Source organism: Vibrio sp. Sgm 5 (genome assembly GCF_026241575.1).
Lineage (GTDB): Bacteria > Pseudomonadota > Gammaproteobacteria > Enterobacterales > Vibrionaceae > Vibrio > Vibrio jasicida.
The window spans coordinates 17376-31754 of record NZ_JAPHPY010000059.1 but is presented as its reverse complement, the minus strand read 5'-3'; the positions used below and the strand labels follow the sequence as shown (position 1 = coordinate 31754).

Below are 14379 nucleotides of genomic sequence, written 5' to 3'. Positions count from 1 at the left end.
GTCACCTACCCGCCAATTCAAAATGTGCCGGATAAATACTGGAACATGGCCAAAGAAGGCATGCGCTTGGTAAACCATGGTGCGAAAGGGACGGCTCGTCGGTCTTTCTACAATATGGATTACCAAACGGGTGGTAAATCAGGTACTGCTCAGGTCTTCGGTCTAGGTGAAGACGAAGAATATAACGCAGACGAAGTCGCAGAACATCTGCGCGACCACGCCCTGTTTACCGGTTTTGCGCCATTTGACGATCCTAAAGTTGTCGTTTCAATCGTGCTTGAAAACGCCGGTGGTGGTTCAAGTAATGGCGCACCAGTAGCAAGAAAGATCTTCGACCGAGTGATCGTTGGGCCAGAAAAAATCGAACCAGACGATGAGCAAGCCAAAGAGAAACAAGAGGTAACGCAGTGATGAAAATGGATCCCTCTACAGGTAAGAACCGAGCCCTGTTTGAACGCTTCCATATCGACTTGCCGCTTTTACTCGGCATCTTTGCACTAATGGCCTTTGGCTTGGTCATCATGTACAGCGCCAGTGGCCAGAGCTTGGCGATGATGGACCGCCAAGCCATGCGCATGGCCCTATCATTAGTCGTGATGATCGTCTTAGCACAGATCTCGCCCAGAACTTACGAAAGCCTCGCGCCTCTCATGTTTGTCGGTGGTGTCATACTGCTCTTTGGCGTGCTCTTCTTTGGTGAAGCTTCCAAAGGCGCACAGCGCTGGCTAAATCTTGGCTTTGTTCGATTCCAACCTTCTGAGCTTCTCAAGCTCGCCGTACCCTTGATGGTCGCGCGCTATATCGGTCGTCAACCACTTCCCCCGACGTTCAAAACCCTCATCGTTGCGTTGATCATGGTTTGCTTGCCAACCATTCTCATCGCAAAGCAACCTGACTTAGGGACCTCGATTCTGATCGCTGCATCAGGCATCTTTGTTATCTTCCTTGCGGGTATCAGTTGGAAAATCATTGCTGGTGCCGCACTGGCGCTTGGTGGTTTCATTCCCGTTTTGTGGTTCTTCTTGATGCGTGAGTATCAAAAAGTGCGCGTTCGTACTCTGTTCAACCCTGAATCAGACCCTCTCGGTGCCGGTTATCACATCATCCAAAGTAAAATTGCGATTGGTTCTGGTGGTATTTCCGGCAAAGGTTGGTTGCAAGGCACTCAATCACAGTTAGAATTTCTTCCTGAACGTCACACTGACTTTATCTTTGCAGTAATTGCTGAAGAATGGGGTATGATTGGCTTCCTTTGCCTGTTGACCATCTATCTCTTTATTATTGGACGAGGTCTCTACCTCGCAAGCCAAGCACAAACTGCGTTTGGCCGAATGATGGCAGGCAGTATTGTACTCAGCTTCTTCGTGTATATTTTTGTAAATATCGGCATGGTAAGTGGCATCCTACCCGTAGTAGGCGTACCTTTACCGTTGATCAGTTATGGTGGCACTTCCATGGTGACACTGATGGCTGGTTTTGGCATTTTGATGTCGATCCACACGCACCGAAAAGCATTCTCTAAGGCGACCTAGACCATGCAAAAACGCGCTTTATATTCCTTAGTTTTTTCTGCTGTTATTTTGGCGGGCTGTTCTTCTACCGACCAAAAAACACAAGAAGGCCGTTATGAACTTGAATCCGATGTAGCACCAGATAAACCTCTATCGGTCGAGCACATTGAGGATGCGCATCCTAAATATGAACCATACAGCTTAGGTGGTAACAGCGATTACAATCTACGAGGTTCCGACTACAAAATCGTTCGTGACGCAAAAGGTTTTACGGAAAAAGGCCGTGCCTCTTGGTACGGAAAAAAATTCCAAGGTCACCTTACGTCCAACGGTGAAATTTACGATATGTACTCAATGACAGCCGCACACAAAACGCTGCCATTACCGAGCTACGTTAAAGTCACCAATACCGACAATGGTAAATCAACCGTTGTACGTGTTAACGACCGTGGCCCATTTCATGACGGCCGTATTATTGATTTAAGCTACGCCGCCGCTCATAAGCTCGACGTCGTGAAAACTGGCACAGCGAACGTACAAATTGAAGTCATCACCATTGATAAGCCAACCGATGAAAAGTCTTTAGCTGCGCACCCAAAATACGTGATTCAAGTTGCTTCTTCAAAATATGAAGATCGAGCGCGAACTTTAGGCCAAGAGCTTGGTCAAAAGCTGGATACAGAAACTTTCTTGGAGAGCACGAAAGAAACTCACCGCTTGTTGCTAGGGCCATTTACTGACTATTCCCTGACGCAAGCAACACTGGATAAAGTAAAGTTGCTCGGCTATTCGTCCGCATTTATTAAAAAACACAAAACTGACAAATGACCTTGGTGTCATGAATTTCTATGCAGAGCCCTTCTTACATAAGCAGGGATTCTGTTAAGATGTCGACAGTTAACCAAAAAATTTGAATTACCATGAATAAAAATAAGTTTGTGAAATCTATTCTCGTTTCTTCGGTTGCGCTAACTGCAACCATCGCTCAATCTGCTTTTGCTTCACCAGTTGTTGTCCCAGACGCACCTCAAATCGCAGCGAAAGGCTACGTTTTGATGGATTACAACTCAGGTAAAGTTCTGGCTGAGAAAGAGATGAACACAAAGTTGTCTCCTGCTAGTCTGACAAAAATGATGACCAGCTACGTAATTGGCCAAGAGCTAGCGCGTGGTAATATTTCAGAAGACGATGATGTAACCATCAGTAAGAACGCATGGGCGAAAAACTTCCCTGATTCTTCAAAAATGTTCATTGAAGTTGGCACCACAGTTAAGGTGAAAGACCTAAACCGCGGTATCATCATTCAATCAGGTAACGACGCTTGTGTCGCAATGGCTGAACACATTGCAGGCTCTGAAGATGCATTCGTAGACCTAATGAACGCATGGGCAAACACAATTGGCATGAGCAACACGCATTTTGCTAACGTGCACGGCCTAGATAACCCAAATCTATACTCAACACCTTATGACATGGCACTGCTTGGTAAAGCATTGATCCGTGACGTTCCTGATGAGTACCGTATCTACTCAGATAAAAAATTCACTTACAACGGCATCACACAGTACAACCGTAACGGCCTATTGTGGGATAAGAGCATGAACGTTGATGGCATCAAGACTGGCCATACTAGCAACGCGGGCTACAGCCTAGTAAGTTCGGCAACTGAAGGTCAAATGCGCCTAGTTGCAGTGGTAATGGGTACCAAAGATGCAAACGCTCGTAAATCAGAAAGCAAAAAGCTACTGAGCTACGGCTTCCGCTTCTTCGAAACCGTTGCGCCACATAAAGCGGGTGAAACGTTTGTAGAAGAAAAAGTATGGATGGGTAACAAAGATACGGTTGCTCTGGGTCTTGACCAAGATACTTACGTAACGCTACCTCGTGGTGAAGCAAAGAATCTAAAGGCAAGCTTCGTACTTGAAAAAGAGCTAGAAGCCCCAATTAATAAAGGTGATGTAGTTGGTAAGCTATACTATCAAATTGATGGTGAAGATATTGCTGAGTACCCACTAATGGCATTAGAAACTGTAGACCAAGGCAGCCTATTTAGCCGTATGTGGGACTACATCGTATTGTTGTTTAAGAGCTTCTTCTAACAGTCGCTTCTGAACAACAAACAAGTCCGCAAAGCCGCCAACTAGGGCGGCTTTGTTATCTATACTCAAGCGACGTTAAGATGCTTGGGGATGATCTTGAGTTCACCCTAATTTGACTGTACTATTTCGCACCGCAACGAATACCAACTGGAGTTACCGATATGCTAACCATCAACTCTGATGCAAAATTGAAAGACCTGCTTGAGTTCCCTTGTTCATTTACTTACAAGGTAATGGGGCATGCAAAACCTGAACTTCCAGAACTCGTTCTTGAAGTAATCCAGCGTCATGCTCCAGGTGACTACAGCCCAGCAGTAAAACCAAGTGCTAAGGGCAACTACCACTCGGTGTCTATCAATATTACTGCTACCTCTATCGAGCAGGTTGAAACCCTTTACAAAGAACTGGGTGAAATCGACATCGTACGCATGGTTCTATAATTTTTTGATAAATTAAATTTTTTTTGAAAGCAGCTTCGGCTGCTTTCTTTTTATTTATCATGTAGATAATGAAAACCACTGACTCTTTCAGTTAAAAATCTGTTACTCAACTGTAGAGCATCAAAGTCATCCGGTTTATAATCCAAAAACTTTATATATTAGTGACAGGAATCCCCATGCAACACCAACTTGTTGTAAGACGACTTGGACGCCAAGATTATGAGCCTGTATGGAAGGCGATGCATGAGTTCACTGATCAACGCACAGACGACACGCCTGATGAAGTTTGGTTGGTAGAACACAACCCAGTATTTACACAAGGTCAAGCGGGTAAAGCCGAACACCTCATTAACACTGGTAATATTCCTGTTGTACAAAGCGATCGCGGGGGTCAAGTGACCTACCATGGTCCTGGTCAGCTTGTCGCTTACTTTCTGATCAACCTGCGTCGTAAAAAATTAGGGGTGCGAGATCTCGTTACACACATCGAGAACCTCGTGATCAACACCCTAAAGGCATACAATATCGAATCTGCTGCGCGACCAGATGCCCCAGGTGTTTATGTCGACAGTAAAAAAATATGTTCTCTCGGCCTTCGCATTCGCAAAGGATGCTCATTCCACGGCCTAGCGTTGAACGTCAATATGGACTTAGGTCCGTTTTTACGTATAAACCCTTGTGGCTATGAAGGAATGGAGATGGTTCAGGTTAGCCAAGTTGGCGGCCCTGAAGATATCGAAGTCGTGGAAAAACAACTAATACAAGAACTCGTTACTTTGCTTGATTACGAGCAAGTAGAATTCAGCACAGAAGCACCTTCTCAAGGTAACAAAGCATGAGCAAACCAATCCAGATGGAAAAAGGCGTCAAATACCGCGACGCTGACAAAATGGCATTGATTCCCGTAAAGAACATGCCTACAGAGCAGAAAGAAGTGCTACGTAAGCCTGATTGGATGAAGATCAAGCTACCAGCCGACAGCCAACGTATTCAAGACATCAAATCAGCGATGCGCAAGAACAACCTTCACTCAGTATGTGAAGAAGCCTCTTGCCCTAACCTAGCGGAATGTTTTAACCACGGTACGGCTACTTTCATGATACTTGGCGCTATCTGTACTCGCCGTTGTCCATTCTGTGACGTTGCCCATGGCCGTCCGCTTGCAGTAGAAGCTGAAGAGCCGAAGAAACTGGCTAAAACTATCGCAGACATGAAGCTGAAATACGTCGTTATCACTTCAGTAGACCGCGATGATTTGCGTGATGGCGGTGCAGAGCACTTTGCAAACTGTAACCGTGAAATCCGCGAACTGAACCCACACATCAAGATTGAAACGCTTGTACCTGATTTCCGTGGCCGTATGGATGTAGCACTTGATCTGATGAAAGACAACCCGCCAGATGTCTTCAACCACAACCTAGAAACGGCACCTCGTTTGTACCGTAAAGCTCGCCCAGGCGCGAACTACAAGTGGTCACTACAATTGCTGCAAAAGTTCAAAGAGCAGCACCCAAATGTACCGACCAAATCAGGTGTTATGATGGGTCTTGGCGAAACGAAAGAAGAGATCGTCCAAGTACTAAAAGACCTACGTGCACACGGTGTAACAATGCTGACACTTGGTCAGTACCTAGCACCAAGCCGTCACCACCTGCCAGTAGAGCGTTACGTTCCACCATCAGAGTTTGACGAGCTAAAAGAGATCGCACTAGAACTTGGCTTCACGCACGCGGCGTGTGGTCCATTCGTTCGTTCTTCTTACCATGCCGATATGCAGGCTCAAGGTATCGAGATTAAATAAGCGCTCGCTTGTTTTGAAGAGAAAGGTTGGCTCAGTGCCAGCCTTTTTTGTATCTGTCGAACATAAAACACCATCATTTGGACAATAAGCCTATTTCTCAGAACCAAAAGCAGCGTCATTCCGAAGATCCTAGGCGATATCAGAAATCTGATTTCAGCGCACTCTAAGCTGATATTTCCATACGCTAGAAAAACAAAAAGGCCCTCAAATGAGGACCTTTCATCAATCAAATAATCAAACCGAATCGCAGAAATAGAACGAGTTCGCCTGAGTTATTTTCAAAGAAAGCGAATTTACACAGAGAACTATGCGTAAACTGGTAGACGCTTACAGATCTCTAGAACTTTCTGTTTCGTTGCTTCGATAACTTCCTCGTTGCCGATGTTATCTAGAACGTCACACATCCAGTTTGCTAGCTCTTTCGCATCTTCAGTAGTGAAGCCACGACGAGTAATTGCTGGCGTACCTACACGAATACCAGACGTAACGAATGGGCTGCGTGGGTCGTTTGGTACAGAGTTCTTGTTTACTGTGATGTTTGCTGCACCTAGTGCCGCATCTGCATCTTTACCAGTAATATCTTTGTCGATTAGGTCAACAAGGAACAGGTGGTTCTCGGTACCGTTAGAAACGATCTTGTAGCCACGCTCTTGGAATCGACCAACCATTGCCTTCGCGTTTTTCACTACGTTAGCTTGGTAAGCTTTGAATTCAGGTTCCATCGCTTCTTTGAACGCTACTGCTTTACCAGCGATAACGTGCATTAGAGGGCCACCTTGACCGCCAGGGAATACTGCTGAGTTCAGCTTCTTGTACAGCTCTTCACCTTCGTTAGAAAGGATAAGACCGCCACGAGGACCCGCTAGCGTTTTGTGCGTAGTCGTTGTTACTACGTGAGCGTGTGGAACTGGTGTTGGGTACTCGCCTGCTGCGATTAGACCAGCAACGTGCGCCATGTCTACGAATAGGTAAGCGTCAACTTTGTCTGCGATTTCACGCATGCGCTTCCAATCAACGATTTGTGAGTAAGCAGAGAAACCACCGATGATCATCTTAGGCTTGTGCTCAAGCGCTAGCTGTTCCATCTCGTCGTAGTTGATTTGGCCTGCTTCATCGATACCGTAAGGAATCACGTTGTAGTGCTTACCAGAGAAGTTTACTGGTGAACCGTGAGTTAGGTGACCACCGTGCGCTAGGCTCATACCTAGAACTGTGTCGCCTGGGTTTAGAAGCGCCATGTAAACTGCGCTGTTTGCTTGAGAACCTGAGTGAGGCTGTACATTCGCGTACTCACAACCAAACAGTTGGCATGCACGATCGATAGCTAGTGCTTCAGCTTTATCTACGTACTCACAACCGCCGTAGTAACGCTTACCTGGGTAGCCTTCAGCGTATTTGTTCGTTAGCTGAGAACCTTGCGCTTCCATTACACGTGGGCTTGTGTAGTTTTCAGAAGCGATAAGTTCAATGTGTTCTTCCTGGCGAAGTGTTTCTTCCTGGATAGCTGCGAACAGTTCCGCATCGTAATCTGCGATGTTCATATCACGCTTAAGCATCTGTATCTCCTGACTCAGATTGGTACTGAAAGTTGCAAAAAAACCGACTAAATGACCTAACGCAAACGTTTTCGTCACCGTAATGGCGCGCATTCTACATAATTTGATCTAGGTCATAAAGAGAAATTTACAATTTTTCTCATGCAGTTTTTTCATGATGACAAGTAAGGATTATCATGACGATGTTGCAATCGTTCAACCATGATCCACTGACTGTCAAATTTGTGCTTTACACCCTGTAAAACAACAATTACATAGGTTTACCGCAAATTTTACCCTCTAGCTACCGAAAAGATCATCTTTTTACTACTATGCATGCCCGATTTATCATCAACGACTGCATATTAGATGGAAAAACACTCAAGAAAAGAAGACTGGATGGCCATTCTTACAGGTACCTTTTTGGTAGCTCAAGGCGTTTTCTTTCTCCAATCCGCGAACCTCTTAACGGGAGGCACCACTGGATTGGCTCTGCTTATTAGCCAATTTACACCTTTTACGTTTGGTGTGCTGTACTTTTTAGCCAACTGTCCTTTTTACTTGCTGGCTTGGAAACGCTTTGGCCGTCATTTTGCGATTAATAGTGCAATTTCTGGCGCTTTGGTTTCTATCTTTGCGGACAACCTGTATTTGCTGATTTCACTTGAATCGATTAACGAGGTTTATTGTGCGGTAGCCGGTGGCTTACTGATGGGTTTAGGTATGCTGATCTTATTCCGTCATCGTTCAAGCTTGGGTGGCTTCAACGTACTGTGCTTATTCATTCAAGACAAGTTTGGCATTTCTGTTGGCAAATCGCAGATGGCGATTGACGCTTGCATCTTATTTGCGTCTTTCTTCTTCGTCACGCCTTGGGTTATCGGCCTCTCGATTCTTGGTGCATTCGCACTGAACCTAGTGCTTGCGATGAACCACAAACCACATCGCTATTCTGTGAGCTACGGTTCATAACCTTTCTGTGATAATTGGAGCGCAATTTATAAGATTTTGCGCTCCAATGACTATATAATACTTCGCCATTTCCTAATCACTCATGATGGTATGCGCGACTTCCTACAACGAGCCAAACAAACCAACAGTCAGATTGTTATTGGCGAGCTGATCTACAACCCAGAGACTCAAACCCTTCACAAACAAGCGGTCGTTATCGATCTTGAGCCGCGTAGCATCGAGTTATTAGAACTGCTGCTCACCAGTGTTGGCCACCCGCTGTCTGCAGAAACCATCATAGAGACCATTTGGCAAAGTAAGTTCATTTCAAAGAACGTACTTACCAATCGAATCAGTACACTTCGGGCCTTGCTACAAGAGCACTTACCAGAGCATGATGCCGCCAAACTATTGGTGACCTACCCGCGTAAAGGTTACTTTTTCAACCCAGCCAACATTCAGTTAATACCACCAGCGAGAGCCGACAAACGTAAAGCGAAGGTGGCAAACCCACAAAAAACGACTTCGTCATTGAAATGGCCTATCGCCTACTGCCTTTGTGCTCTGCTAGCTGCCTCTTGCGTGATACTTTCCGTTATTGTCTGGCAACAGCAAGGAGTCTCCACTCAGCAAACTCGTAACCAACTGCTGATTCCAAAAGTGGAGCTACTGCTTAACCGTGTTGATGCCTTAGGTGCAGAGGCAAGGGAATACCGCACCATGGTGAAAGCGATATTATTGCAACAACAAGTTGAGTACCCATATACGGACATCGCTAACCAAGATGCACCGAGCTATTTCCTCGATCCAATCAACGAGACGCCTTATTTCCCTGGCGCTCGCAACATGCAAACCAGCGATTATCAACTTAATATTGAACTCAAAGATGGTCCGACCGAAGGTGTTTTAAAGGCAAAAATGAACTTGATTTACCCTGCTACGGGTAAACTGGCCTTTCGTAACCAATACATGCTTCGCACCGCACACTTACAGTCGGATTTGTTTAAGCTCCACACGGACATTGCCCAATACTTCAACTTACCAGAACCGTCCAAAAGCACTTGGCATCTGAGTGACGCCCACAAGAAAATGCTGCTTGGAAAAGCATTTTCAACGACTGATATCAAAAACATGGATGAGTTTGCCGCCATCACGATTGCTCGGCATTTAGCTTTATACGAACAAAATAAAGCCGAACTCGAAGGTTTTCTTTATCAAGTACAATCCGGGTTTGACGCCTTACCTGATGAGTTAAATTTATGGATGGGGATCCTCCACTACAAACTTGGTAATCTCGATAAGGCGAAAACTTTCTTGACGACACCGGCAGGAGATTCATTGATTCAAAATGCCCTGATTTACACTTTTGTCTCTCATATCGCCTACAAGCAGAATAAGCTTGACCAATTCCGCCTCAATTATATGGAGTCTTTGGTGGCTCTGCTGCGCGTAATGCCTTCTGAAGAATTGTTTAGTCGCTTGTCACAACCAGAATCCAAAGAAACCTGCTTACAGCCTTGGAAGAAGTTGCGTGTCAGTATTAAGGAAAAGGAAATAGTGATGCGTTGGAAGGCATTAATTGAAGAATACTGCACCAATATCGAGGCAGATATTAATCCAGATAAAACAAAGACCTAAATATAAAATTAAGCTTTCATTTAACTCTATTAGCTTTTATTTTTTGCCCTTTTTCTCACTCAAAACTTAGCATGGCGACATTCAAATAACGGCTCGATTTATCAGCCTTTACCAACTAGGAATGTAAACTCATGCTTAAAAAAATGACGCTTATCGCAGCAGCTACGATCGCACTTTACGGCTGTGGCGGCGGCTCTTCTTCCGGCTCATCAAGCGGCAATAAAGGCCCACAAAATAGCATCGATTACCCGATCCAAAACTCATCTTTTTCCCCAGTAGTAACAACAAAACTGAACTACGCCATTTCTGCAGACGGGCAACAAGTGGGCTCGGTGCTGATGAATTTTGATCCAATGAGCAGCCAAGAACTTCTTGACGCTTTAACTCTGATCCCACAATCAGCTCCAGTGCAACAAGTTATCCATGACTTAGTCAACAACGGTATCACTCAGTTTTACCTATCACAGCAAGTGGAAGAGAGCGGCGAAGAAGAGAAGTCGATTTACTTTGCCGGTACGGATGGCGCACTGCATGAAATCACGGACACCTATCTCGTTGATCATCGCTTTATCGTACCCATCATGAACAGCAGCCCAGTATTTCGCTTGGAAGGTTCGACAGTTAAGGAGAAAGATCCGAACATTGATATCAGCGTAAACACGGTCTCAGTCATTTTAGATCTAAATGGTGAACAAGTGGCAAACCTACTGAATGATTTTGATGATCACCAATGGGTAAAAACTTTGCCAAATGAGGCAAACTGTAAAGCGGGCTGGAGCCAACAAATCACCGAAACAGGCGCACGCAAAACTTTCAAAGTGTCTGGCAAATCAATTGAAGCCGCCTACCTAACCGAAACGAATACTTATAACCTAAGATGTGACGAGATGGACTCAATGGAGTTTGAAACATCCGCAGAGCGCTGGTTCAACCCTGCACTAGGGTTGATTGAACAAGTTGAACTGTTGAAAGCAGAACAGACTCAAATCAGTGAAGAGAAAGCGACACTGAGCAAGATCGAGAAAGCATAAGCCGCTGTCTTATCTCATAGAAAAAAGGCTTTGGGGAGCACTCCAAAGCCTTTTGTTTAGGATCGAAATCCTTAGGGGTATTTTTTATTTGCCTCTAAGACTCAATCAGCAAGATGCGTGTTTCGTAAGGACGTAGAACTTGATGATTGGAAGTAATCGCGCTGGTCGCATTCTGATAGTTGGAAAGCAGATTCTTGGCTTTGCTCATATCAAAGCGCTCTGGTAACACACACTCCACTTCTTCGCCGTAGTAATTGTTAATACACAACAACGTTTGCTTATCGTTCTGGCGAGCGTAAGCAAAAATACGTTTGTGCTCTGGCAGCAAGTCCTCGTAACGACCATCAGTGATCACCGGTACCTGTTTACGCAGTTCAATCAGACGCTTGTAGAAGTAGAACACTGAGTTCAAATCGGCAATCGCGGCTTCTGCGTTGATCTCAGAATAGTTTTGAGCCACCTCTAACCACGGCGTGCCTTCAGTAAAGCCCGCGTGTTTCGCGCTGTTCCATTGCATTGGCGTACGTGAGTTATCACGCGACTTCTGTGCCAAAATCGCCATCATGTCGTCGTGAGATACGCCATCGCGATTGATCATGATGTCGTACATGTTCGTGCTTTCAACATCACGATATTGGCTGATTTCGGTGTAGCCTGGGTTGGTCATGCCGATCTCTTCACCTTGATAAACATAAGGCGTGCCTTGCATCATGTGTACCGATGCCGCAAGCATTTTGGCAGATTCAACACGGTATTGTTCGTCGTTACCTAATCGGCTCACAACGCGTGGTTGGTCATGGTTACACCAAAATAGCGCGCCCCACCCTTTGCCATTTAAGCCGGTTTGCCAATGGTTAAAGATCTGTTTCAGTTGGATGAAATCAAACGGTGCTTTCGTCCACTTATCACCATTCGGGTAGTCGACTTTCAGATGGTGAAAATTGAACACCATCGACAGCTCTTTGCCATCTTGGGCTGAGTATTGCTGACAATGATCTAGTGTGGTTGAAGACATTTCACCCACCGTCACGCTGCCATATTTCTGGAATACGGCTTCACTGATCTCTTGAAGGTATTCGTGCACACGTGGACCATCCGTGTAGAAACGGCGACCATCACCAATATCGTCACTTGGGAAATCTTGCTGCTTGGAAATCAGGTTGATAACGTCAAGACGGAAACCATCGACACCTTTCTCTGCCCAGAAGCTGATGACTTCTTTCACTTCTTCACGCACTACCGGGTTTTCCCAGTTTAAGTCCGCTTGCTCTTTAGCAAAAAGGTGCAAATAGTACTGACCCGTTTTTTCATCCAGCGCCCAAGCGTTGCCACCAAACTTAGATTGCCAGTTGTTTGGCTCTGCGCCATCAACAGGATCTTTCCAGATGTAGTAATCACGGTAAGGGCTGTTTTTGTCACCCAGTGCCGATTGAAACCACTTGTGTTCTGTCGAAGTATGGTTGACCACGATATCCATGATGATTCGAATACCCAGTTGGTGAGCCTCAGCCAACAGGGTATCGAAATCTTGCATGGTGCCGAAATCTGGGTTGATCGCATAGTAATCAGAAATGTCATAACCGTTGTCGATCATTGGCGATTGATAAACCGGCGTCAGCCAAATCGCATCCACACCAAGGTGTTTTAGATAATCCAGTTTAGAAATGATCCCTTTAATATCGCCCGTGCCTTTACTTCCACTGTCACAAAAGCTTTTTGGGTAAATTTGGTAGATGGTTGCGGTTTTCCACCAGCTCTCATCATGCTTGGTCATTGCCATTTCTAACGCTCACTTACCATTAAACGGAAACTTAAAAATCTTAAAAAATAGAGGAGATAAACGAGGCAGCCAAATCGCTGCCTCGGTTTGAATTACGCGTTAGCGGTTTCTAACTCGCCTTTCATCTGTGCGCGCTTATACAACACAAGCGTCAGCGCTACTGGGACCACAATCGCCACCAACATCGCCAGAGCAAAGACACCCCAGAACTGTGGTTGGATAGACAAGATGCCCGGTAAGCCGCCCACACCAATACCATTCGCCATCACACCTGCGCTGCCACAGATAGCAGCGGCAATCGCACTGCCGATCATCGCGCTCAGCATTGGGAACTTGTACTTTAAGTTGATACCGTACATTGCAGGTTCTGTTACACCAAGATAAGCAGAGATAGCCGCAGGCACTGAGATATCGCGCTCGCCGTGTTTTTTGCTGATGATAATGATGCCGACTACCGCTGAAGCTTGAGCAATGTTTGATAGTGCAATCAATGGCCAGATTGGCGTACCGCCTAGCTCTTGCATCAGTTGAAGGTCAACCGCATTGGTAGTGTGATGAATACCCGTAATCACCAAAGGTGCGTATAGGAAGCCAAAGATGGTTGAACCAATCATCGCGAAGTCACCCGTCATGGCTGCTTTTGCTGCGAAAGCAACGCCGTCACCCAACATACGACCAAATGGACCAATAATAGAATGCGCAAGAATCACAGATACGATGATAGAGACAAACGGCACCACAACGAGGTAAAGATATGAAGGAATGATTCGCTTTAAATTGGTTTCTATGAATGCCAAGGCGACACCCGCTAACATGGCCGGAATCACTTGCGCTTGATACCCCACTTTCTCGATGGCGAATAAGCCAAAGTCCCACACTTCTGGCACTTGCTTACCAATCAGATAGGCGTTCATTAACTGTGGCGAAACCAGTGTCACACCTAATGTAATCCCCAAAATCGGAGTACCACCGAGTTTTTTGACTGTTGACCAACACACGCCAACCGGTAAGAAGAAGAAAATCGCCTCACCAATTAGCCATAAGAAAGAGTGTACCGTTGCCCAAAACTGGCTGATTTCCGTTAGCGTTTGACCATCAAACATCTTGATGTCGCCAATCACGTTACGGAAGCCAAGAATCAGACCACCAGTGATGATCGCCGGTAACAATGGCACAAAGATTTCTGCAAGGTGAGAAATACCACGCTCAACAATGTTCATGTTTTGACGAGCTGCGTTTTTTGATTCGTCTTTGCTCGCTTCACTTTTACCCGTCAGCTCGATCAGTACTTTGTAAACCTCATCAACTTCAGTACCAATCACCACTTGGAACTGACCTGCGTTAGTAAAGCAGCCTTTTACCATAGGTAATGCGTCTAATTGTTCAATATCGGCTTTGTCAGTGTCATTCAACACGAAACGCAAGCGAGTTAAACAGTGGCTTACACTGGCAATATTGTCCGATCCCCCGACCAGTTCAATAAGACGCTGTACATCTTGACGCGCAATCTTACTCATAACTTTGTCCACCCTGTATTGGATACATTCAATTCATCATTTTATTTTTATAATGGGAACATTCCCATTCGATGAT

At 45.4% G+C, this 14379-nt stretch carries 13 protein-coding genes; 10 read left to right on the top strand and 3 right to left on the bottom strand.

Annotated features, from left to right (window positions below; genetic code table 11):
- The 7 genes from OQJ86_RS22920 to lipA form a co-directional block, all read left to right on the top strand.
- On the top strand, nucleotides 1-411 hold a 411-nt coding region (locus tag OQJ86_RS22920), incomplete at its 5' end, for a penicillin-binding transpeptidase domain-containing protein (protein WP_265991258.1).
- On the top strand, nucleotides 411-1532 hold the full coding sequence (rodA, locus tag OQJ86_RS22915; protein WP_038865381.1) for a rod shape-determining protein RodA: 1122 nt from the start codon (nucleotides 411-413) through the stop codon (nucleotides 1530-1532). The genes OQJ86_RS22920 and rodA, both read left to right, overlap by 1 nt.
- 3 nt (nucleotides 1533-1535) lie before the next feature.
- The gene (locus OQJ86_RS22910; RefSeq protein WP_038875609.1) at nucleotides 1536-2339 is read left to right on the top strand and encodes a septal ring lytic transglycosylase RlpA family protein; all 804 of its coding nucleotides are present in this window, start codon (nucleotides 1536-1538) and stop codon (nucleotides 2337-2339) included.
- A gap of 92 nt (nucleotides 2340-2431) precedes the next feature.
- A complete protein-coding gene (locus tag OQJ86_RS22905) occupies nucleotides 2432-3610 on the top strand; it encodes a serine hydrolase (RefSeq protein WP_038865383.1) in 1179 nt (392 codons plus the stop codon).
- A 161-nt stretch (nucleotides 3611-3771) separates the two neighbouring features.
- Nucleotides 3772-4050, top strand: a complete 279-nt coding sequence (gene ybeD / locus OQJ86_RS22900) for a DUF493 family protein YbeD (protein WP_038865384.1) — start codon at nucleotides 3772-3774, stop codon at nucleotides 4048-4050.
- A 176-nt stretch (nucleotides 4051-4226) separates the two neighbouring features.
- Nucleotides 4227-4889, top strand: coding sequence for a lipoyl(octanoyl) transferase LipB (gene lipB / locus OQJ86_RS22895; protein WP_038865385.1), 663 nt, complete (start codon nucleotides 4227-4229; stop codon nucleotides 4887-4889).
- Nucleotides 4886-5851 (top strand): lipoyl synthase, encoded by a 966-nt coding sequence (gene lipA, locus OQJ86_RS22890; protein WP_038875607.1) that lies wholly within the window; start codon nucleotides 4886-4888, stop codon nucleotides 5849-5851. Before lipB ends, lipA begins: the two co-directional genes overlap by 4 nt.
- A 305-nt stretch (nucleotides 5852-6156) precedes the next feature.
- On the opposite strand, the gene glyA is transcribed toward lipA, so the two are convergent.
- A complete protein-coding gene (glyA, locus tag OQJ86_RS22885) occupies nucleotides 6157-7407 on the bottom strand; it encodes a serine hydroxymethyltransferase (protein WP_265991250.1) in 1251 nt (416 codons plus the stop codon).
- 348 nt (nucleotides 7408-7755) lie between these two features.
- On the opposite strand from glyA, the gene OQJ86_RS22880 reads away from it, so the two are divergent.
- The 3 genes from OQJ86_RS22880 (at nucleotide 7756) to OQJ86_RS22870 (ending at nucleotide 11006) form a co-directional block, all read left to right on the top strand.
- The gene (locus OQJ86_RS22880; protein ID WP_038865389.1) at nucleotides 7756-8358 is read left to right on the top strand and encodes a YitT family protein; all 603 of its coding nucleotides are present in this window, start codon (nucleotides 7756-7758) and stop codon (nucleotides 8356-8358) included.
- A gap of 90 nt (nucleotides 8359-8448) precedes the next feature.
- Nucleotides 8449-9975, top strand: coding sequence for a winged helix-turn-helix domain-containing protein (locus OQJ86_RS22875; protein WP_265991247.1), 1527 nt, complete (start codon nucleotides 8449-8451; stop codon nucleotides 9973-9975).
- 131 nt (nucleotides 9976-10106) lie between these two features.
- On the top strand, nucleotides 10107-11006 hold the full coding sequence (locus OQJ86_RS22870; protein ID WP_039973738.1) for a hypothetical protein: 900 nt from the start codon (nucleotides 10107-10109) through the stop codon (nucleotides 11004-11006).
- A 94-nt stretch (nucleotides 11007-11100) separates the two neighbouring features.
- Here the strand turns inward: OQJ86_RS22870 and treC are convergent, their stop codons facing one another.
- Both treC and treB read right to left on the bottom strand, forming a co-directional pair.
- Nucleotides 11101-12786 carry an alpha,alpha-phosphotrehalase gene (treC, locus tag OQJ86_RS22865; protein WP_265991244.1) on the bottom strand — a complete coding sequence of 562 codons (1686 nt, stop codon included), beginning with the start codon at nucleotides 12784-12786 and terminating at the stop codon, nucleotides 11101-11103.
- A 92-nt stretch (nucleotides 12787-12878) separates the two neighbouring features.
- Nucleotides 12879-14303 carry a PTS trehalose transporter subunit IIBC gene (gene treB, locus OQJ86_RS22860; protein WP_038865395.1) on the bottom strand — a complete coding sequence of 475 codons (1425 nt, stop codon included), beginning with the start codon at nucleotides 14301-14303 and terminating at the stop codon, nucleotides 12879-12881.
- Nucleotides 14304-14379: the final 76 nt, after the last annotated feature.

Coding starts and splice junctions, on each gene's coding strand:
- OQJ86_RS22910 (WP_038875609.1), top strand. CDS start 1,536: ATGCAAAAACGCGCTTTATATTCCTTAGTTTTTTCTGCTGTTATTTTG.
- glyA (WP_265991250.1), bottom strand. CDS start 7,407: ATGCTTAAGCGTGATATGAACATCGCAGATTACGATGCGGAACTGTTC.
- ybeD (WP_038865384.1), top strand. CDS start 3,772: ATGCTAACCATCAACTCTGATGCAAAATTGAAAGACCTGCTTGAGTTC.
- lipA (WP_038875607.1), top strand. CDS start 4,886: ATGAGCAAACCAATCCAGATGGAAAAAGGCGTCAAATACCGCGACGCT.
- rodA (WP_038865381.1), top strand. CDS start 411: ATGAAAATGGATCCCTCTACAGGTAAGAACCGAGCCCTGTTTGAACGC.
- OQJ86_RS22875 (WP_265991247.1), top strand. CDS start 8,449: ATGCGCGACTTCCTACAACGAGCCAAACAAACCAACAGTCAGATTGTT.
- lipB (WP_038865385.1), top strand. CDS start 4,227: ATGCAACACCAACTTGTTGTAAGACGACTTGGACGCCAAGATTATGAG.
- treC (WP_265991244.1), bottom strand. CDS start 12,786: ATGGCAATGACCAAGCATGATGAGAGCTGGTGGAAAACCGCAACCATC.
- treB (WP_038865395.1), bottom strand. CDS start 14,303: ATGAGTAAGATTGCGCGTCAAGATGTACAGCGTCTTATTGAACTGGTC.
- OQJ86_RS22870 (WP_039973738.1), top strand. CDS start 10,107: ATGCTTAAAAAAATGACGCTTATCGCAGCAGCTACGATCGCACTTTAC.
- OQJ86_RS22905 (WP_038865383.1), top strand. CDS start 2,432: ATGAATAAAAATAAGTTTGTGAAATCTATTCTCGTTTCTTCGGTTGCG.
- OQJ86_RS22880 (WP_038865389.1), top strand. CDS start 7,756: ATGGAAAAACACTCAAGAAAAGAAGACTGGATGGCCATTCTTACAGGT.